The organism is Stenotrophomonas sp. YJH_SMC_4, assembly GCF_059371575.1.
In genome coordinates this window covers 1-19,321 of the sequence record NZ_JCAFUR010000015.1, presented here as the reverse complement: position 1 = coordinate 19,321, position 19,321 = coordinate 1, and the positions used below count along the sequence as shown (strand labels likewise).

14 protein-coding genes are annotated in these 19,321 nt (G+C 68.2%); 3 read left to right on the top strand and 11 right to left on the bottom strand.

Going from position 1 to position 19,321, the window contains the following annotated elements; genetic code table 11:
- Window positions 1-366 precede the first annotated feature (366 nt).
- From AC5P9F_RS16630 to baeS, 10 genes are all read right to left on the bottom strand, one after another.
- The gene (locus AC5P9F_RS16630) at window positions 367-1,665 is read right to left on the bottom strand and encodes a DUF58 domain-containing protein (protein WP_099524080.1); all 1,299 of its coding nucleotides are present in this window, start codon (window positions 1,663-1,665) and stop codon (window positions 367-369) included.
- The gene (locus AC5P9F_RS16625) at window positions 1,662-2,648 is read right to left on the bottom strand and encodes an AAA family ATPase (protein WP_033833772.1); all 987 of its coding nucleotides are present in this window, start codon (window positions 2,646-2,648) and stop codon (window positions 1,662-1,664) included. The genes AC5P9F_RS16630 and AC5P9F_RS16625 overlap by 4 nt, the downstream gene beginning before the upstream one ends.
- Entirely contained in the window at window positions 2,645-3,829 is a 1,185-nt protein-coding gene (locus tag AC5P9F_RS16620; RefSeq protein ID WP_262238763.1) for a DUF4350 domain-containing protein, read from the bottom strand. Before AC5P9F_RS16620 ends, AC5P9F_RS16625 begins: the two co-directional genes overlap by 4 nt.
- Window positions 3,826-5,448 (bottom strand): DUF4129 domain-containing protein, encoded by a 1,623-nt coding sequence (locus AC5P9F_RS16615; protein WP_005411533.1) that lies wholly within the window; start codon window positions 5,446-5,448, stop codon window positions 3,826-3,828. The genes AC5P9F_RS16620 and AC5P9F_RS16615 overlap by 4 nt, the downstream gene beginning before the upstream one ends.
- A complete protein-coding gene (locus AC5P9F_RS16610; RefSeq protein WP_012481549.1) occupies window positions 5,438-6,430 on the bottom strand; it encodes a stage II sporulation protein M in 993 nt (330 codons plus the stop codon). Before AC5P9F_RS16610 ends, AC5P9F_RS16615 begins: the two co-directional genes overlap by 11 nt.
- Window positions 6,427-7,116: an RDD family protein gene (locus AC5P9F_RS16605; RefSeq protein WP_005414811.1), complete on the bottom strand. Its 690-nt coding sequence runs from the start codon at window positions 7,114-7,116 to the stop codon at window positions 6,427-6,429. Before AC5P9F_RS16605 ends, AC5P9F_RS16610 begins: the two co-directional genes overlap by 4 nt.
- A gap of 123 nt (window positions 7,117-7,239) precedes the next feature.
- Window positions 7,240-7,770 carry a gamma carbonic anhydrase family protein gene (locus AC5P9F_RS16600; protein ID WP_005411530.1) on the bottom strand — a complete coding sequence of 177 codons (531 nt, stop codon included), beginning with the start codon at window positions 7,768-7,770 and terminating at the stop codon, window positions 7,240-7,242.
- Window positions 7,771-7,910: 140 nt separating this feature from the next.
- On the bottom strand, window positions 7,911-8,732 hold the full coding sequence (locus AC5P9F_RS16595; RefSeq protein ID WP_495232000.1) for a nucleotidyltransferase domain-containing protein: 822 nt from the start codon (window positions 8,730-8,732) through the stop codon (window positions 7,911-7,913).
- Window positions 8,733-8,866: 134 nt separating this feature from the next.
- Window positions 8,867-9,556: a response regulator gene (locus AC5P9F_RS16590; protein WP_005411528.1), complete on the bottom strand. Its 690-nt coding sequence runs from the start codon at window positions 9,554-9,556 to the stop codon at window positions 8,867-8,869.
- Window positions 9,553-10,956: a sensor histidine kinase efflux regulator BaeS gene (baeS, locus tag AC5P9F_RS16585; protein ID WP_076739712.1), complete on the bottom strand. Its 1,404-nt coding sequence runs from the start codon at window positions 10,954-10,956 to the stop codon at window positions 9,553-9,555. Before baeS ends, AC5P9F_RS16590 begins: the two co-directional genes overlap by 4 nt.
- Window positions 10,957-11,072: 116 nt before the next feature.
- On the opposite strand from baeS, the gene smeA reads away from it, so the two are divergent.
- Genes smeA through smeC form a run of 3 tightly spaced genes read left to right on the top strand, consistent with a single transcriptional unit; the run spans window position 11,073 to window position 16,843 of the window.
- On the top strand, window positions 11,073-12,269 hold the full coding sequence (smeA, locus tag AC5P9F_RS16580; protein WP_274849956.1) for a multidrug efflux RND transporter periplasmic adaptor subunit SmeA: 1,197 nt from the start codon (window positions 11,073-11,075) through the stop codon (window positions 12,267-12,269).
- 12 nt (window positions 12,270-12,281) lie between these two features.
- Entirely contained in the window at window positions 12,282-15,431 is a 3,150-nt protein-coding gene (smeB, locus tag AC5P9F_RS16575) for a multidrug efflux RND transporter permease subunit SmeB (RefSeq protein ID WP_274849955.1), read from the top strand.
- A complete protein-coding gene (gene smeC, locus AC5P9F_RS16570; protein WP_099527035.1) occupies window positions 15,428-16,843 on the top strand; it encodes a multidrug efflux transporter outer membrane subunit SmeC in 1,416 nt (471 codons plus the stop codon). Before smeB ends, smeC begins: the two co-directional genes overlap by 4 nt.
- Before the next feature lie 151 nt (window positions 16,844-16,994).
- Here smeC and mnmG read toward each other — a convergent pair whose 3' ends face one another.
- Window positions 16,995-18,884 (bottom strand): tRNA uridine-5-carboxymethylaminomethyl(34) synthesis enzyme MnmG, encoded by a 1,890-nt coding sequence (mnmG, locus tag AC5P9F_RS16565; protein WP_308679424.1) that lies wholly within the window; start codon window positions 18,882-18,884, stop codon window positions 16,995-16,997.
- Window positions 18,885-19,321 lie beyond the last annotated feature (437 nt).

Genomic DNA, 19,321 nt, shown 5'->3' with positions numbered 1-19,321 from the left:
CTGGCCGGCAACCGTTGCTGGTAAATGCCGCCCCTGGTCGGCGCTTTGGGTTTCGTGCCAACCAAGGTTGGCACCCACCAGAGCGATGCACCGGTTGCTGCAGGGGTAGTGCCGGCCGCTGGCCGGCAACCGTTGCTGGTAAATGCCGCCCCTGGTCGGCGCCGTGAGTTTCGTGCCAACCAAGGTTGGCACCCACCAGAGCGATGCACCGGTTGTTGCAGGGGGTAGTGCCGGCCGCTGGCCGGCAACCGTTGCTGGTAGATGCCGACCCTGGTCGGCGCTGTGGGTTTCGTGCCAACCAAGGTTGGCACCTACCAGAGCGATGTGTCGGTAGTGCCGGCCGCTGGCCGGCAATCGTTCCTGGTATCAGAGCAACCCTTCGCGCTTCACCGCCAGATAGCGCTCCACCAGTGCACCGGGCAGGGCGTCGGCGGTCACGTCCAGAACCATCACCTTCTCGCTGCGCAGCGCTTCATGCGCTTTCGCGCGCTGCTGCAGGTACAGCGCCGCGGCGCCGGCCTGGGCCGCGTCCTCCAGCGACTGCACCTCATCATCGAGGACAGCATCCAGTTCGCGCTCGCGCAGGCTGGCCACGCACACCAGGTGGCGTTTCTGCAGCAGGCGCACCGCCGCCAGCAGATCCTCGATGTCTTCGTCGCGCACGTTGCTGACCAGCATCACCAGCGCGCGCCGGCGCTGGCGCAGCGACACTTCGGTGGCGGCGGCCAGGTAGTCGGTGGCCACCGCGCGCGGCTGCAGGTCGTAGCTGGCACGCAGCAGGTGCTCGACGGTGCCCATGCCACGCTGCGGTGCCACCCAGCGGCGCTCGCCACCGGTGGCGAACAGGCCGGCAGCATCGCCCTGGCGCAGCGCCAGGTAGGCCACCACCAGCGAGGCATTCAATGCGTGATCGAAGTGCGAGAGCCCGCCCTCGCTGGCCAGCATGCGGCGGCCACTGTCGAGCATCAGCAGCAGCTGCTGGTTCTTCTCGTCCTGGTACTCGCGCGAGACCAGCTTGCGCGCACGCGCGGTGGCCTTCCAGTCCAGCTGGCGCAGACTGTCGCCGATGCGGTACTCGCGCATCTGGTGGAAGTCGGTGCCTTCACCGCGGCGGCGCTTCACGTGTGCACCGACCAGCCGCGAGGCCTGGTCGGCACTGAACAGGGCGAAGCGGGTGAGCGGCACGAAGTTCGGATAAACCCGCACGTCCAGCGCGGGAGGCAGCGTGCGTTGCTGCCACCACAGCCGCCACGGCGAGCGCATGCACAGGTGCACGCCTTCGAAGCGGAAGCGCCCGCGCTGCAGCGGCTGCAGGTGGTAGTGCAGGGTGGAGGCGCTGCCGGCCTTCAGGCGCACGCGCTGCGGCAGCGACTCCAGCGGCCAGCCGCCGGGGACCAGGTCGAACACCTGCACCGTCATCGATGCGTCCGCCTGCAGCCGCAGCGCGGCCTCGCGGCGCACGCCCAGTGCCAGTGCTTCGGGCAGCTCACGCTGGATCTGCGGCGATGGACGCCGCGTCTGCCGCCACAGATCCATCAACGCTGGCACGGCAATCGCAACCGCGGCCAGCGCCCAGCTCCAGCGCGGCAGCATGCCGCCCAGCACCAGGCCACCCAGGGCGGCCCAGGCCAGCAGCAGCGCCAGCAGCAGCGGGGCCGGCCTCATCGGCGCGGTGCTTCCACCTTGGCCAGCAGTGCACCCAGCACGTCGTCGGCGTCCTGGCCTTCGATCTGCAGTTCCGGTGCCAGCGCGATGCGATGGCGCAGCGCGGGACGCGCGATGTCGCGCACGTCGTCGGGGGTGACGAAGTCGCGGCCGGCCAACACCGCCTGCGCGCGCGACGCACGTACCAGCGCGATGCTGCCACGCGGGCCAGCGCCGACCGCGATACCCGGCCACTGCCTCGTGGCCGCCACAATCCGCACCGCGTAGTCGATCACTTCGTCATCGACGGTGATCGCCGCCGTGGCGCGCTGCAGTTCCAGCAGTTCGCCGGCACCGAGCACGCGCGGCACCTGGCTCAGGTCGAAATCGCTGGCGGCGCGGCCGCTGGTGATCGCGGTCACCATGCGCTTCTCGTCCTCCAGCTGCGGGTAGTCGATCAGCACCTTCAACAGGAAGCGGTCCAGCTGTGCTTCCGGCAGCGGGTAGGTGCCTTCCTGCTCCAGCGGGTTCTGCGTGGCCAGCGCCATGAACGGCGGCGCCAGGGTGAAGGCCTTGCCTTCGATGGTCACCTGGCCTTCCTGCATCACTTCCAGCAGCGCCGACTGGGTCTTGGCCGGTGCGCGGTTGATCTCGTCGGCCAGCAGCAGGTTGGTGAACACCGGGCCACGACGGATCTTGAAGCTCTCGGTCTTCGGGTCGTACACCGCGTGGCCGCTGACGTCGCTGGGCATCAGGTCGGGGGTGAACTGCACGCGACCGTAGTCCAGCTCAAGTGCCTGGGCCAGCGCGCGCACCAGCAGGGTCTTGCCCAGCCCGGGCACGCCCTCGATCAGCACGTGGCCACCGGCCAGCAGGGCCACCAGGATCTGGTCCAGCACATCAGCCTGGCCGATGAAGGCGTGGCCGACGGCATCGCGGATGGCATCGACGCGTTCGATCAGGCGGGCGTTGGCGGCCGCCGGCAGCTCGGGGACTTCGGTCATAGCAGGGATCTCATCTGGAGCAGCAAGCGGATGCGCTCGCGCAGGGCGGAGGAATCGTGCGGTGGAGGGGGCGTGAGCGCGCTGGCAACGCGGCCTTGCGGCCACTTCAGCAGCTCGGCGATGGCCTGATCGCGCGGCGCGCCATCGAGTGCGGCGGCAACCGGTGCGCGCAGGCGCAGGCGGTGCAGGAACAGGGCGAGTACGGCCTCGTACAGGCGCGCGCCGTGGCCGAAACGCAGCAGCAGTTCACCACTGGCGCGCACGTGCTCCAGCAGCGAACGGCGTTCCAGAACCGGCGACGGCAGCAGGCTGCCGAAGCGCTGCGAGCGGCCCCACAGCCAACCCAGCAGGGTCAGCAGCAACGGTGCCCACAGCGGCCAGCCCTGATAGAACATGCGCGACCACAGCGACGGCGGGCGGCTGGCATAGACCAGCCAGACCGCACCCTTGCCGTAGTTCGGATCGAGCAGGTAGCGGGTCAGGTCGCGATGCGACGCGTCGTGCAGGCCGTCGCTGGCCTTGCCCCCTGCGGAGGCCAGGCGCGCCGCCGGTGAGTCCACCTCGCTGCGCATGAACTCCATGTCGGCCAGCACGCTCACCTTGCCCTGGCCATGGCGCAGGCGCGCGAACACCAGGTCGCGATCCGTGCCCCAGCGACGTTCGGCCTGCGCACTGGCGGCAAAACCCAGGGTGAAGCGGCGGCCACCGCAGAATTCGACGTGGCCAGGATCGTCGTCGACATGGAACGGCTGGCAGTCGCTGCGCTGGAACAGGCTGTCCACGCCCAGCCGGTCCAGCAAGGGGCCCTGCGTGCTGCCGGCATCGTCCTCGGCCGGCGGCGGTGTACGTACCAGCAGGTGACCACCACCGTCGACCCAGTCCAGCAGCGCGCTGGCAACGGGCGGCGGCAGTTCGCTGCTGTCCTGCAGCAGCACCACCGTATCGTTCGGCCCCAGTGCCATCTGCTGCAGTTCCAGCCGTGGCCGCGAGTGCACGTCAATGCCATCGGCGCGCAGCGCCTGGCCGAGTACGTACAGCGGGTTGTAGGCGGCCTCGCCCTGTGGCGGCAGCCGGATCGTCTCGGTCACCCGTTCGTGCGTGCGCAGGTAGAGGATGGTCAGCGGTACACCGAACAGCACCAATGCACCGAGCAGCAGCGACCAGAACAGGCGCGGACTCATGCCTGCCACCCGTACTGCTGGCGCAGGGTATCGGCCAATGCATCGAAATCGGCGCGGCTGGGCAGGCGGCCACCGTAGGCGGCGTACTGCCACATGCGCACGATGCGCGCGAACAGGTCACGGTCGCTGGCCTCGGGCATGCGCCGCGACGCGCGCAGGCATTGCGCTTCGGTGGCACCGGGTGGAAGCGCGATACCGCTGCGCTCGCCCACCGTGCGCACACTGGCGCGGTACAGCAGGGCCAGCGCCTGCCGCGGCCGGCCCTGGTCCCAGAGCAGGCCAGCCTGGGTGGCCACGTCCGGCGGCAGCACCACCGGCAACTCCACCTGTTCCTCCAGCACCTCCGGTGCAGCGTCGGCCTTGCGCCGGCCACTGCCACGCAGCCATGGCAGCCACAGCCGCGCGGTCAGCAGCAGCACCAGCAGCAGGATGCCGAGCAGGCCCCACAGGCCCCATTCGGCCAGCCGTGCCAGCCAGGCGATGCCGTCCCTGCGCGCTTTGCGTTCACCTTTGCTGTTGGTGTCACGCTGCAGCTGCTTGTCTTCCTTCTTCTTTTCCTCGGCCTGCTCGATCGGCTTCCAGCGGGTGACCTCGCGGGTCGGGCGCTGCAGCGGGTCCTCATAGGCGCGGTTAACCGCTTGACGGAAACCGGCGGTGTCCACCGGCGTGCCACCGAAGATGGTGGCCGGCGTGTTGGCCGGGTCGATGGTCGGTTCATCGTCGTCGTCTTCGGCGGCGATGTCACTGGCGTTGGGCTTGCCCATTGCGCGCCCGGGCTCGGCATCTGCGTCCTGCGCATGCACCGGGGCGGAGACCAGCGGCAGTGCCAGGCACAGCAGCAGCGCCAGCGTCGATGCCGCCGGCAGCAGGCGATCGCGCAGTCGGCGCAGGGCGATTTCGACGTCCCAGGCTTCCATCTGCGTACGCCGGTTCAAGTACAGGCCAAAGCCCGCACCGACGAAGAACGGGCCGATCAGCGCCGAGGCCAGCCAGCAGGCCAGATTGAAACCGAAGCGTGCCCATGCCGGCGTGTCCTTGCCGATCATGTCCCAGGCCGCACGCCAGGATTCGGACATCAGGTCCAGTGGCATGAACATGAACACTGCACCGATGGCACCAGATACCAGCACCGCTTCGAACGCCATGCAGGTCACGGTCAGCACTGTCGCCGCACCTGCGGCGCCGGCAGCCACCGCACGGCGGCGTGGACCGCGCTGACCCGGTGCGTTGCCTTCCAGCAGGTTCACCGGCAGGCACAGGCTGCGCAGCACGCTGAAGCGACGCCAGCCCAGGTAGCCCCAGGAACCAGTGTTGCCCCAGTGGCGCTGCGCACGCAGGGCCGAAAGTGTGCTGACCGGTTCGCCGAAGATGCCGCGCGACAGCACATACAGCGGCGCACGCTCGAACAGTGGCTTGCACCACCACATCGCCAGCCAGGCCCAGCCGAAGGCATCCAGCCACCATCCCAGCGCGTTGAAGATCACGAACAACGGAGCACTGGCCAGCAGCCAGCTGCCCCACACGGCGCGCGCATGGCGGCGGGCGAGGGCACTGCCCAGCTCCATCGCTTCCCAGCCGCTGCGTGCACGCAGCACCACGTCCAGACGGTCAATGCGCATGACCGCCTCCACGCCCGCCACGCCACAGCCACAGCAGCACGCCGGCCCAGAGCACTCCGGCGACGCCGAACTTGGTCCATGCGGGGAGTTCGGCGATCGACGACCAGAACGCTTCGATGAAGGCTGCGACCAGCAGCATGAACGCCACGCCCAGGCACAGCCGCGCACCGATGCGGCCACCGTCGACCAGCGCGTCCAGGCGGCTGCGCCGGCCCGGTGCCAGCAGCTTCATGCCCAGCTGCAGGCCGGCACCGCCGGCGATCACGATCGCGGTCAGCTCGAACGCGCCATGGCCGGCCACGAAGCGCCAGAATGGTCCACCGTGCCCGATGTGCTGCAGGTGGCCGGCCACCGCGCCGATGGTGACACCGTTGAACAGCAGCACCAGCAGCGTACCCAGCCCGGCCAGCAGGCCGCTGGCGAAGGTGCGCAGGGCAATGCTGATGTTGTTGAGGATGTAGTGGCCGAACATCATCCAGTCGGTACCGCTGTCGCGGCCCAGTCGTTCGGCGGCAGGGTCGTACATGCGCTCCATCGCGGCGATCTGGCGGTTGTCCATCAACGTATGGATCAGGTCCGGATAGACCTGTACAAGCACGAAGCAGGCGATTGCCGGCAGCGCGAACATCGCCAGCGCCACCCACATGCTGCGTGCCTGGCTGCGCACGAGCAGCGGGAAGTCGGCCACGAGGAATTCCAGCGCGGCGCGCCAGCGCGTCGGCCGTGTGCGGTACAGCACACTGTGGCCCTGCTGCATCAGCTGCTGCAGGCGCTGGAGCAGCTGCGGGCTGTAACCGCGCTCGCGGGCCAGCGCCAGCTGCTGGCACAGGCGCCGGTAGCGCTGCGGGACGGCGGTATCGTCCAGTGCCAGGCCGCTGGCCTTGCGGCGCGCGCGGCGCGAGGCGCCGGCACGCAGCAGCAGCCACTGTTCCAGCTCCTGCCATTCCTGCTGGTAGCGGGCGACGAACTGTTCCTGTTTCATCGCCGCCCCAGCAGCCAGTTGGCCATGGCGTACAGGCGCAGCACGGCGACCTGGCCGTGGGTGCCGGTCAGGGGCTCGGCAATGCCGGCCAGCTCCTGCTGGCGGGCCGCCGACAGCCGTGGCGCGCGCTCGGCGAAGGCCATCAGCGCGGCCTGTTCCTCCGGCCGCAGTGGCTGCGGCGGGGCCAGCACGCTGTCGATGGTAGGTGGCGGCGGCAGGTACAGCACAGGCGCGTGCACCACCACGGTGCCGGCCACCAGGTCGCCGAGGCGGCGGCCGTGCGGATCGAACAGGCTGCTGACCAGGCCCAGTGCATAGCCGAACGGCAGCATGTCCACCGTGCGCAGCAGGTTGCGGGTGATCGCCGCCATCCAGCCCACGGGCGCGCCATCGCGGGACAGCACGCGCAGGCCCAGCGCGCGCTTGCCCAGGGTACGGCCCCACAGCGCCTCGCACACGATCGGGTAGACCCAGTAGACCAGGAACATCAGCACCAGGTTGAGGCCGGAGCCGAATTCGTCCAGCACCGCCAGCGGAATCGCCATCAGCACCAGCACCGCGATGCGCACGCCAAGATCGACCAGCCAGGCCATGGCCCGCGGCAGCGGTCCGGCTACCGGCAACTGGAGCAGCACACCCTCCGGCGTCACCACCTCACGGTAGGTATCGAGCATCGGTGCGGCCATCAGCGCGGTGGCCTTCGTTGTGGGCGCCGGAGTCCTCTCCGGCTGGCAACCACAGGCATGGGGGTCTCGACAGGTCCTGGTCGGGCCCAGACTTTAGCAGAGCCGCGCGGCAGCGTTGGCTGCTCAGCCCCGGTATTCGTCCTTCAGCCGCACGTAGTGGTCGGCCGAATAGTGCAGCGACTCGATCTCCTTGTCGCTCAGCGTGCGTGCCGGCCGGGCAGGGTTGCCGACCCACAGCTCGCCTTCGCCCACCACCTTGCCGGGGCCGATCACCGCACCGGCGCCGACGAAGCCATGGCGCTCCACGCGGGCACCGTCGAGGATGCAGGCGCCCATGCCGATCAGGCTGTAATCGCCGATCGTGCAGGCGTGGATGATGCAGCCGTGGCCGACGGTCACGCCTTCGCCGATCAGGGTCGGGTAGCCGGCCTTGTTGTACGGGCTGTGGTGGCTGACGTGGATGATGGTGCCGTCCTGCACGTTGGTGCGTGCACCGATGCGTACGTAATTGACGTCACCGCGGATGACCGTGCCCGGCCACACCGACACGTCGTCGCCCAGTTCCACGTCGCCGATGATCGTGCACGACGGGTCGATGTACACGCGCTCGCCGAGGATGGGCATCTTGTCGCGGAAGGGGCGCAGCGGGTTCATCGGGGTCTCCGGAAATCAGGGCGTTCGCGACGATGATACCCGTGTGGTAGTGCCGGCCGCTGGCCGGCAACCGCGCGGCACGCCTGGATTTCCGTGGTTGCCGGCCAGCGGCCGGCACTACCAGCGGCAGGTGCGGCTCTTCATGCAGGCGCGTGCTCGGCCAGCATCTGCCGGAACAGCTCATCCAGCCACGCAGCATCACCTCGTCCGGCGGGCAGCTGTGGCGCCTGCGCAGTCCGGATGGCCAGTTCACGATCGATGTAGTCGCTGATCGCCGCAATGCGCGGTCCGGCGGCGACCTCGGCGCTGGCCCGTTTGACCGCCAGCAGGGCATCGATGACTTCACGCACCGCACCGTCTGGCAGCAGCCGGTCCAGCAGATCCTCGAAGGCCATCGGCGGGGGTGTCTGTTCGTGCTCTATCCACTGGCAGGCCAGCAGTGGGCGCAGCACGTACAGGTACTTCTTGGTGCGCACCGTTTCGCCACGCAGGTAGCCGCGATGGTTCGAGCGCGCCATGTTGAAGTAGTGCCACCACGTGCCCAGCGGCGAATGGAACGCTTTCGCTGCTTCCCACAACTGTGACACCGCCGCCTGATCCTGCTGGTAGACGATCGGCGAGCGCAGCCACTCGATCAGGGTCGGATTGGATTTTGAAACCAGTCGCAGTGCCTTGCGCAGGTCCCAGCCGCTCACGTCGAGCTCATCGTCGATCGGCAGTTCGATCACATCGCGCTGCGCTTCGCCGGGACCGGTGCTCTCGTTGACGCTGAGATGCCAAGGCTGGCGATGCACGTAGATGAAGCGCGCGTCGTAGTCGCTGTCGGGCGAGGAAAAGCCCCAGCCGCGGCTGCCCGACTCGCAGGCCAGCAGCACGCGTACGTCGTAGCGCTGTTCGATGTCAGCCAGGGTGGAAAGGATGGCGGCGCGCTTGTCCGGCGCGATCGGGTGGATGTCGTCCATGCCGTCGTGATTCGTTGATGTCGAGCGTTCTCGACTTTAACGCAAGTGCGCACCGGTAGTGCCGGCCGCTGGCCGGCAAGCTCACGGGCGCACTTGGAATTCTGCGGTTGCCGGCCAGCGGCCGGCACTACCGGCTAGGGCTCGTAGCTGTAGCCCATGCCGTACACCGAACGGATCGGCTCGCCTTCCATGCCGGCGTCGGCCAGCTTGCGGCGCAGGTTGCGCACATGGCTGTCGACGGTGCGGTCGACCACCACGCGATGGTCCAGGTACAGCCGGTCGAGCAGTTCATCGCGCGCCCAGATCCGGCCCGGGGTGGCCAGCAGCGTGCGCAGCAGGCGGTACTCCACCGGCGTCAGGTCCAGGCCCTTGCCGTTCCAGGTGGCGCGTGCGGCCGGCTCGTCGATGTGCAGGCCACCGTTGGCGCGCGCACCCGGGTCGGGGCGGTAGCGGCGCAGCACCGCCATCACCCGCGCGACCACTTCGCGCGGACTGAACGGCTTGCAGATGTAGTCGTCGGCGCCGATCTCCAGGCCCAGCAGGCGGTCGATCTCTTCCACCCGTGCGGTGACCATGATGACCGGTACATCGCTGCTGGCACGCAGTTCGCGGCACAGGTCCACGCCGTCGCGCTGCGGCAGCATCAGGTCCAGCAGCACCAGGTCGGGCTGGTAGCGCACGAACGCGTCGATCACCTGGCCACCGTCATCCACCCACTCGCTGGCCATGCCGGCAGCGGCCAGGTAGTCGCGAAGTACCGAAGCTAAGCGTGGCTCGTCCTCGACGATCAGGATCTTCGTGGACGTGGCGGGCGACGTGCTCATGCAGGCTCCGGCAGGGTGATGACCACGCGCAGCCCGCCCAGCGGCGAGGGCGCGGCGTGGATGACGCCGTGGTGGGCGAGGATGATGTTGTGGCTGATGGCCAGGCCCAGCCCGCTGCCGCCACTGGCGCGGTTGCGCGAACTTTCCACGCGGTAGAAGCGTTCGAACAGCAGTGCGCACTTGTCGGGCGGAACGCCCGGCGCGGTGTCTTCCACGACCAGCTGCACGCCGGCAGGCACGCGCGCTGCCTGCACGCGTACGCGGCCACCGGCATGGGTGTAGCGCAGTGCGTTTTCCAGCAGGTTGGCCAGCACCTGCTGCAGGCGCCGTTCGTCACCGGACACCTGCAACGGCGTGGCGGGCAGGTCTTCTTCCAACGCCAGGCCTGCATTGGCGAAGCGCACGCGCATGCCATTGAGTTCGCTGCGCAGCAGCGCCACCAGGTCCAGTGGCGCGAAGCGGTACGCCAGGCCGCCGGACTGGGTCATCGACAGGTCGTGCAGGTCGTCGATCAGCTTGCCCAGCTGGCGGATCTCGCCCTGCAGGCCCACCAGGTTGGCCCGGTCCAGCGGACGGATGCCATCTTCGATCGCCTCCAGCTCGGCGCGCACCACGGCCAATGGCGTGCGCAGCTCATGCGAGATGTCGGCAATGAAGGCGCGGCGGTTGCGTTCGGTATCGTCCAGCGCCTGCGCCATCCGGTTGAAGTCGTTGACCAGCGCGTCCAGCTCATCGTCACTGGTGCGCTCGATGCGGGTGGCGTAGTCACCGGCGGCCAACCGGTGGGTGGCAGCGGCCAGCTTGGCAAGGCGCTGGCGCAGCGCACGCGATACCAGCCAGGCCAGCAGTACCGTCACCAGCAGTAGCGCGATGCCGATCACCCACCAGGCGCGCACCTGGGTGTTGTAGAAGTTCAGGTCGTTGGTGGCGATGACGGTCTGGAACGGCACCATGCCCAGCCAACCGACGGTCTGCCCGTCCACCTGCACCGCATGCGGCTCGTCATCGCTGGTGGCGTCGGGGTTGCCGGCCACGAAACGGTGCTGCGCGTCGAACAGGCCCAGGCGCGACGGCACGCCGGTCTGGTCGGACAGCGACGGCACCGGCCCTTCGTGCCCATGGGCCAGGTCCGGGCGCAGCAGCCGCGCCCAGCGGTCGCCATCACCGCGCAGATGCTCCCAGCCACCGTGCTCGCGGTACTCGCGCTGCAGGTGTGGCATCAGCCGCTGCATGCGCAGGTCGCCCTGGTCGTTGAGGTAGTCCAGGAAGCCGGTCTGGAAGGCCACGCGGCTGGCAATGCCGTTCACTGCCAGCACCAGCAGGCAGGCGGTGAAGATCGCGAGGAAGGTCTTCGCGGTCAGGCCGAATTTGAGTTGGAACTTCGCCATCGCGAAGGCCATTAGCGGCGCATGCGGCGCCGAAAGCAAGCGCCAGCTGAGCCCGTCGCACAATCTCCATATTCTCTGCACAGTTTCACGGCAGCGTGCACGGGTCAACGAAAGGCCCCCACGCCCCCATGTCCCCCCTGCGCCCGCTGTCCCGTTCCCCGCGTCCCCTGCTGTTGCCCCTGCTGCTGGCCCTGGCGGCCTGTTCGGCGGGCAGGACCGATGCCCCGGCCATGCCCGAAGTGGGCGTCATCATCGCCAGCGCGCAGCCGCTGGCACTCCAGCAGACCTTGCCCGGCCGTGCCGTGCCGTTCGAGATCTCCGAGGTGCGGCCGCAGGTCGGCGGCCTGATCCGCCAGCGGTTGTTCACCGAAGGCCAGCAGGTCAAGGCAGGGCAGCTGCTGTACCAGGTCGACCCGGCACCGTACCAGGCGGCCTTCGATACTGCCCGCGGGCAGCTGGCGCAGGCCGAGGCCACCGTGTTGTCGGCACAGCCGAAGGCCGAGCGCACCCGCGCGCTGGTGAGCATGGATGCAGCCAGCAAGCAGGACGCCGACGATGCCACCTCGGCGTTGAAGCAGGCGCAGGCCAACGTGATTGCCGCGCGCGCTGCATTGCAGGCTGCCCGCATCAACCTCGACTACACCCGGGTGACCGCCCCCATCGACGGCCGCATCGGCACCTCCAGCGTCACCGCCGGCGCGCTGGTCGCGGCCGGCCAGGATACGGCACTGACCACCATCCAGCGGCTGGACCCGGTGTACCTGGATGTCACCCAGTCCAGCACGCAGATGCTGGCGCTGCGCAAGCAGCTCGATGCGGGCCTGGTGAAGGACATCGATGGCAAGGCACAGGTAAAGGTGCTGCTGGAGGACGGCAGCACCTACGCGCATGAAGGCACGTTGGAGTTCGTCGGCAGCGCAGTGGATCCGGGCACCGGCAACGTGAAGCTGCGCGCGGTCATTCCGAACCCGGACGGCCTGCTGTTGCCGGGCATGTACCTGAAGGCGGTGCTGCCGATGGCCACCGACGCGCGTGCCCTGCTGGTGCCGCAGAAGGCGGTGGTGCGCAACGAGCGCGGCGAACCGCTGCTGCGCCTGCTCGACGCCAAGGATCATGTGGTCGAGCGCCGCGTCAGCACCGGCCAGGTGGTCGGTAACCAGTGGCAGATCACCAGCGGCCTCAAGGCTGGCGAACGGGTGATCGTCAGCAACGGCAGCGCGGTATCGCTCGGCCAGCAGGTGAAAGCGGTGGCGGCCACGACGGCGCAGTTGGCGGCGATGCCGGCGGTCGATCCGAACGGCAACACCGACGAAAAGTCGCACTGAGGCCTGGCCCACATGGTTCGTTTCTTCATCGACCGGCCGATCTTCGCCTGGGTGATCGCCATCGCGGTCAGCCTGCTCGGCCTGCTCGCGATCCTGATCCTGCCGGTGGACCGCTACCCGCAGATCGCCCCGCCCACCATCACCATCCGCGCCACCTACACCGGCGCCTCGTCGCAGACCGTGGAAAACGCGGTCACCCAGGTCATCGAGCAGTCCCAGCAAAGCCTCGATCACCTGATGTACATGACCTCGACCAGTGCCTCCGACGGCTCGGCGCAGGTCAACCTGGTGTTCGCCACCGGTACCAATCCGGATACCGCGCAGGTGCAGGTGCAGAACCAGCTGCAGGCCGCCATGGCCACGCTGCCGCAGGCGGTGCAGCAGAACGGCCTGACCATCACCAAGTCCAGTGGTTCGATCTTCGAGGTGCTGTCGTTCACCAGCGAAGACGGCAGCATGGACAACTTCGATGTCGCCAACTTCATGGAAGCGCGCATCGATGACCAGATCAGCCGCGTCAGCGGTGTCGGCAACATCCAGCCGATCGGCCAGGAATACGCCATGCGCATCTGGCTGGATCCGGAGAAGATGCGCCAGTACGCGCTGATGCCCTCGGACATCGAGACCGCACTGCAGGCACAGAACACCGATGTCTCCGCCGGTGAGCTGGGTGGCCAGCCGGCGCTGAAGGGCCAGCAGCTCGACGCCACGGTAACCGCGCGCAGCCGCCTGCACACGCCCGAGCAGTTCGCGCAGGTGGTGCTCAAGGCCGATGCCAACGGCAGCGTGGTGCGTCTGGGCGACGTGGCGAAGATCGGCCTCGGGCCGGAAAGCTACGACAGCATCAGCACCTTCAATGGCAAGCCGTCGGCGTCGCTGGGCATTGAACTCAATGCCGGTGCCAACGCGATCGCCGTCTCCAAGGCCATCGATGCACGGCTTCAGCAGCTGCAGAAGTACTGGCCGCATGGCTACACCGCCCACGTGGCCTTCACCACTACGCCGTTCGTGACCATTTCGCTGAAGGAAGTGGTGATCACCCTGATCGAAGCGATCATCCTGGTGGTGCTGGTGATGTACCTGTTCCTGCAGAACTGGCGCGCCACGCTGATCCCGACCATCGCGGTGCCGGTGGTGCTGCTGGGCACGTTCGGCGTGCTGGCTGCATTCGGGTATTCGATCAACACCCTGACCATGTTCGCACTGGTGCTGGCCATCGGCCTGCTGGTGGACGATGCCATCGTGGTGGTGGAGAACGTAGAGCGGGTGATGACCTTCGAAGGGCTGGCGCCGAAGCCGGCCACGCTGAAGGCGATGGGCCAGATCACCGGCGCGCTGGTCGGCATCGTGCTGGTGCTGACCGCGGTGTTCCTGCCGATGGCGTTCTTCAGCGGTGTAACCGGGGTGATCTATCGCCAGTTCTCGGTGACGATCGCCGCCGCGATGATCCTGTCGGTGCTGGTGGCGATGACCATCACCCCGGCACTGTGTGGCAGCATCCTGCACCAGATTCCCAAGGGCGGCCATCCGCATGGCGACCACGGTGGCGAGCCGAGCCTGCTGGGCAAGTTCTTCATCTGGTTCAACCACCGGTTCGAGCGCACCTCCAACGGCCTGCGTCACCGCGTGGATCGTTTCCTCGGCCGCCGCACGCTCGGCGTGCTGTTCTACCTGGTGCTGAGCGTGGCCACCGGCCTGTTGCTGTGGCACCTGCCGGGCGCGTTCCTGCCCGATGAAGACCAGGGCATGCTCAACGCGCTGGTGAAGCTGCCGGCCGGTTCCACGCTGGAGCAGACGCGGGCGGTGATGGATCGTCTGAGTGCCGTCGCGGTGAAGGACGACGGCGTGCTCTCGATCCAGGCCACCGCCGGTTTCAGTGTTACCGGCAGCGGCCAGAACGTCGGCCAGGCCTTCATCCGCCTGAAGGACTGGGATGACCGCAAGGACGACGCCGATACCATCGCCGCACGGTTGACGCGGGCGATGGCCAGCGTGCCCGATGCGCAGGTGTTCATCACCTCGCCACCCGCCATCCTTGGCCTCGGCGATGCGGGCGGTTTCACCTTGGAACTGCAGGACGAAGGCGGTGCCGGCCATGCCGCCGCCGTGGCCGCGCGCAACACGCTGCTGAAGGAAGCCGCCAAGGACCCGAAGCTGGTCAACGTGCGCTACGCCAGCCTGGAAGACGCGCCGGTATACGCGGTGAAGGTGGACGACGCCAAGGCGCAGGCGATGGGCGTGAACCCGCAGGACGTCAATGACACCTTGAACGCGGCGTTGGGCGGCGACTTCGTCAACAACTTCATCTACAAGGGCCGCATCAAGAAGGTGTTCATCCAGGGCACCGCCGAAGCACGCATGCAGCCGCAGGACATCGAGCGCTGGAGCGTGCGCAACCAGGCCGGGCAGATGGTGCCGCTGTCGTCGCTGATCAGCACGCATTGGACCAGTGCGCCGGCCGCACTGCAGCGCTACAACGGCATCTCGGCGATGGAAATCACCGGCCAGCCGGCACCGGGCGTCAGCTCCGGCGAGGCGATGGCCGAGATCGCGCGCCTGGCCGACACGCTGCCGGAAGGCTTCAGTCACGCCTGGTCGGACATGGCCTACCAGGAACAGCTGTCGGGCAACCAGGCGCCGATGCTGTACGCCATCTCGCTGCTGTTCGTGTTCCTGTGCCTGGCCGCGCTGTATGAAAGCTGGGCGGTGCCGTTCGCGGTGATGCTGGCGGTGCCGGTGGGCGTGTTCGGCGCCGTGCTGATGATGAACCTGCGTGGCCTCAACAACGACGTGTACTTCCAGGTCGGCCTGCTGACCACGATTGGTCTGGCAGCGAAGAACGGCATCCTGATCGTCGAGTTCGCGCGCATCCTCGAACAGCAGGGCAGGAGTACCCGCGACGCAATCCTGCAGGCGGTCTACCTGCGGCTGCGGCCGATCGTGATGACTTCGCTGGCGTTCCTGATGGGCGTGTTGCCGCTGGTATTTGCCACCGGCGCCGGTTCGGCTGCGCGCCGTTCGCTGGGCACGGGCGTGGCCGGCGGTACGGTGGCCTCGATGGTGCTGGGCATGTTCTTCGTGCCCTTGTTCTACCTGCTGGTGCGCCGCCTGTTCCCGGGCCGCGCGCCGGCCGACGCCACTGCCCCGGAGGCAAGCCCATGAAGCCGATGCTGCTGCGCGCCCTGGCGGCCGCAACGATGACCGCCGTGCTGGGCGGCTGCGTGAGCATGGCCCCGCACTACCAGCGGCCCGAGGCGCCGGTGCCGGCACAGTTCGGCAATGCCGGCACCGGCGAGGCCGAGCCGGCACTGGCGATGCCGGCCTGGCGCGAAGTGTTCCTGGAACCGCGCCTGCAGCAGGTCATCGCGCTGGCGCTGCAGAACAACCGCGACCTGCGCGTGGCGGTGCTGCAGGTGGAGAAGGAGCGCGCGCAGTACCGCATCCAGCGCGCGGCACTGCTGCCGTCGGTGGATGCCAGCGGCAGTGTCACCCGTTCGCGGGTGAGCGATGCCAACAGCGAGACCGGCGTCACCCAGCTGACCGAATCCGATGCCGTGCAGGTGGGTATCAGCAGCTGGGAGCTGGACCTGTTCGGGCGTATCCGCAGCCTGAAGAACGAGGCGCTGCAGAACTGGCTGGCCAGCGCCGAGAACCAGCGCGCCGCGCGCACCAGCCTGGTGGCTGAAGTGGCGACGGCCTGGCTGGCGCTGGCGGCCGACGAGCAGTCGCTGGCATTCACGCAACAGACGCTGGACAGCCAGCAGCAGACCCTGCAGCGCACCGAGGCCCGCCATGCACAGGGGCTGGCCTCGGGCCTGGACCTGTCGCAGGTGCAGACCAGCGTGGAAGCCGCGCGCGGAGCGCTTGCGAAGCTGCAGACCCAGCAGGCGCAGGATCGCGATGCATTGCAGCTGTTGGTGGGGGCACCGCTGGATCCGGCCCTGCTGCCTACCGCGCAGGCGCTGGATGGCAGCGTCGCATTGGCGCCGCTGCCCGCCAACCTGCCGTCCAGCGTGTTGCTGCAGCGCCCGGACGTGCTGTCCGCCGAGCATGCATTGCAGGCAGCCAACGCCGATATCGGTGCCGCGCGCGCCGCATTCTTCCCGACGCTGGCGTTGACCGCCAACTACGGCCACAGTTCCACCGCGTTGTCGACGCTGTTCTCGGCCGGCACCCGTGGCTGGTCGTTCGCGCCCAGCATCACCGCGCCGATCTTCCATGCCGGTGCACTGAAGGCCTCGCTGGATGCCTCGAAGATCGGCAAGGACATCGGCATCGCGCAGTACGAGAAGGCGATCCAGCAGGCCTTCAGTGAGGTGGCCGATGCGCTGGCCACGCGCGATCACCTGACCGCGCAGCTGGACGCGCAACGCGCGTTGGTGGCTGACAGCCAGCGCAGCTACACCTTGGCCGATGCGCGCTACCGCACCGGACTGGATGGCTACCTGCAGTCGTTGGATGCGCAGCGCAGCCTGTATGCCGCGCAGCAGGACCTGATCGCCCTGCAGCAGCAGGAAGCGGGCAACCGGGTGACGTTGTTCAAGGTGCTGGGTGGTGGCGCCGACGCGCGGTAACGCGATCTGCTCTGGTAGGTGCCGACCTTGGTCGGCACGAATCATCAGATCGCGACACTCCATGCTTCCGTGCCGACCAAGGTCGGCATCCACCAGGGCAGACTCATGTGCCGACCAAGGTCGGCACCCACCAGAAGCAGGTGAGACCGCGTTACGCCACGCGTCCGCGCCGCGCCCGCTCCAGGTGCACCAGCAGCAGCGAGATCGCCGCCGGGGTCATGCCCGGGATACGCTGCGCCTGGCCGATGGTCTGCGGGCGCACACGTTCCAGTTTCTGCAGTGCCTCAGCCGACAGCCCGCGCACGGTTGCATAGTCGAACGCCTCGGCGATCGGCGTGGCCTCATGCCGCTGCTGCCGCTCGATTTCCTCGCGCTGGCGATCCAGGTAGCCGGCGTACTTCACGCCGATCTCCACCTGTTCGGCCACCTTGGCGTCGGCCACGGCCGGGCCCAGCGACGGCACCTGCATCAGCTGCGCGTAATCCAGTTCGGGGCGCTTGATCAGGTCCAGCACGTTGGTTTCGCGGCTGACCATGACGCCCAGCGTATCCTGCACTTCGCGGCCGAGCGCATTGGCCGGCGTGGCCCACAGCGCACCCAGACGCGCACGCTCGGCGGCGACCGCGGCCTGCTTGGTTTCGAACGCGTTCCAGCGGCGGTCGTCGACCAGGCCCATTTCGCGGCCGGCCGGGGTCAGGCGCTGGTCGGCATTGTCCTCGCGCAGCTGCAGGCGGTACTCGGCGCGGCTGGTGAACATGCGGTAGGGCTCGTTGGTGCCGTGGGTGATCAGGTCATCCACCAGCACGCCCAGGTACGCCTCGTCGCGGCGCGGGCACCAGCCATCCAGTCCACGTACCTGGCGTGCGGCGTTGAGGCCGGCCAGCAGGCCCTGCGCGGCCGCTTCTTCATAGCCGGTGGTGCCGTTGATCTGGCCGGCGAAGAACAGGCCGTTGACCAGCTTGGTTTCCAGCGAGGCCTTCAGCCCGCGCGGATCGAAGAAGTCGTACTCGATCGCGTAGCCGGGGCGGGTGATGTGCGCGTTCTCGAAACCACGGATGCTGCGCACCATCTCCAGCTGCACGTCGAACGGCAGCGAGGTGGAGATGCCGTTGGGGTAGATCTCGACGATGCCCAGGCCTTCGGGTTCGACGAAGATCTGGTGGCTGGCCTTCTCGGCGAAGCGCACTACCTTGTCCTCGATGGACGGGCAGTAGCGCGGGCCGATGCCTTCGATCTGGCCGCTGTACAGCGGCGAGCGATGCAGCGCGTCGCGGATGATCTGGTGGGTCTGTTCGGTGGTGTGGGTGATCCAGCAGCTGACCTGCTGCGGATGCTCGTCCACCGAGCCGAGGAAGGACATCACCGGGCGCGGCGAATCACCGGGCTGCTCATCCATCACGCTGTAGTCCAGCGAGCGGCCATCGATGCGCGGCGGCGTGCCGGTCTTCAGGCGGTCCACCTGGAACGGGCGCTCGCGCAGGCGCGCGGCCAGCGTGGTGGCCGGCGGGTCGCCCATGCGGCCGGCAGCGTACTGGGTCGGGCCGACATGGATCTTGCCGGCGAGGAAGGTACCGGCCGTCAGCACCACGGCCCCGGCGTCGAAACGCAGGCCGGTCTGGGTGATGACGCCGCGCACGGTGTCGCCTTCGATGACCAGGTCATCGACCGCGGCCTGGAACACCGTCAGGTTGTCCTGGCCTTCGACGATGGCGCGGATCGCCATGCGGTACAGGTTGCGGTCGGCCTGGCAGCGGGTGGCGCGCACGGCCGGACCCTTGGAGGCATTGAGCGTGCGCCACTGGATGCCGGCGCGGTCGGCGGCATGCGCCATCGCACCGCCCAGCGCGTCGATTTCCTTGACCAGATGGCCCTTGCCGATGCCGCCGATGGCCGGGTTGCAACTCATCGCGCCCACGGTTTCGATGTTGTGGGTCAGCAGCAGGGTGCGCACGCCGGTGCGGGCTGCGGCCAGCGCGGCTTCGGTGCCAGCGTGGCCACCGCCGATGACGATGACGTCGTAACAATGGAAGGACGGGTTCATGGGAGGCTGTTCAGCTGGGGGCGGGCGCGGCCGGGGGCGGCGCCGGGGTGGCGATTTTAGCGCCATTCGGGGCCAGGACGCCGGCACCGGCCAGTTGGCGTCGAAATCAACCCTAAAGTTGGCAGGATTTTTGCAGATAACCCAATAGCACCCATCGTGGCTGGCGCCGTAGGCGCCCGTGACCGGAATTGGAACAGGGGCCGGTACAGGTGCATGGTGGGGGAGCAGAGGGCCGGCAGTCGGGGGACTGTCCGGCCCTGTTTTTTTGGGGTGCCGGGAAAGGCCCCGTCCACGCATGGCGTGGATCTTATCTCTTGCCAATCTGGCACCTTGGGTGCCGAGAGCCCGGCGTGGGCGACCGTGTGGATCCAGGTCTTGCGACCGAGAAGTAGCTTGGGTCCCCACGCCGGATTCTCCCTGAACCGCCCGAACAGTTG

What these genes read in the sequence shown, in the direction of transcription:
- AC5P9F_RS16605 (WP_005414811.1), bottom strand. Translation starts at nt 7,116, where the DNA reads ATGGCCGCACCGATGCTCGATACCTACCGTGAGGTGGTGACGCCGGAG.
- baeS (WP_076739712.1), bottom strand. Translation starts at nt 10,956, where the DNA reads ATGGCCTTCGCGATGGCGAAGTTCCAACTCAAATTCGGCCTGACCGCG.
- AC5P9F_RS16630 (WP_099524080.1), bottom strand. Translation starts at nt 1,665, where the DNA reads ATGAGGCCGGCCCCGCTGCTGCTGGCGCTGCTGCTGGCCTGGGCCGCC.
- mnmG (WP_308679424.1), bottom strand. Translation starts at nt 18,884, where the DNA reads ATGAACCCGTCCTTCCATTGTTACGACGTCATCGTCATCGGCGGTGGC.
- smeC (WP_099527035.1), top strand. Translation starts at nt 15,428, where the DNA reads ATGAAGCCGATGCTGCTGCGCGCCCTGGCGGCCGCAACGATGACCGCC.
- smeB (WP_274849955.1), top strand. Translation starts at nt 12,282, where the DNA reads ATGGTTCGTTTCTTCATCGACCGGCCGATCTTCGCCTGGGTGATCGCC.
- smeA (WP_274849956.1), top strand. Translation starts at nt 11,073, where the DNA reads ATGTCCCCCCTGCGCCCGCTGTCCCGTTCCCCGCGTCCCCTGCTGTTG.
- AC5P9F_RS16595 (WP_495232000.1), bottom strand. Translation starts at nt 8,732, where the DNA reads ATGGACGACATCCACCCGATCGCGCCGGACAAGCGCGCCGCCATCCTT.
- AC5P9F_RS16615 (WP_005411533.1), bottom strand. Translation starts at nt 5,448, where the DNA reads ATGCGCATTGACCGTCTGGACGTGGTGCTGCGTGCACGCAGCGGCTGG.
- AC5P9F_RS16610 (WP_012481549.1), bottom strand. Translation starts at nt 6,430, where the DNA reads ATGAAACAGGAACAGTTCGTCGCCCGCTACCAGCAGGAATGGCAGGAG.
- AC5P9F_RS16590 (WP_005411528.1), bottom strand. Translation starts at nt 9,556, where the DNA reads ATGAGCACGTCGCCCGCCACGTCCACGAAGATCCTGATCGTCGAGGAC.
- AC5P9F_RS16600 (WP_005411530.1), bottom strand. Translation starts at nt 7,770, where the DNA reads ATGAACCCGCTGCGCCCCTTCCGCGACAAGATGCCCATCCTCGGCGAG.
- AC5P9F_RS16625 (WP_033833772.1), bottom strand. Translation starts at nt 2,648, where the DNA reads ATGACCGAAGTCCCCGAGCTGCCGGCGGCCGCCAACGCCCGCCTGATC.
- AC5P9F_RS16620 (WP_262238763.1), bottom strand. Translation starts at nt 3,829, where the DNA reads ATGAGTCCGCGCCTGTTCTGGTCGCTGCTGCTCGGTGCATTGGTGCTG.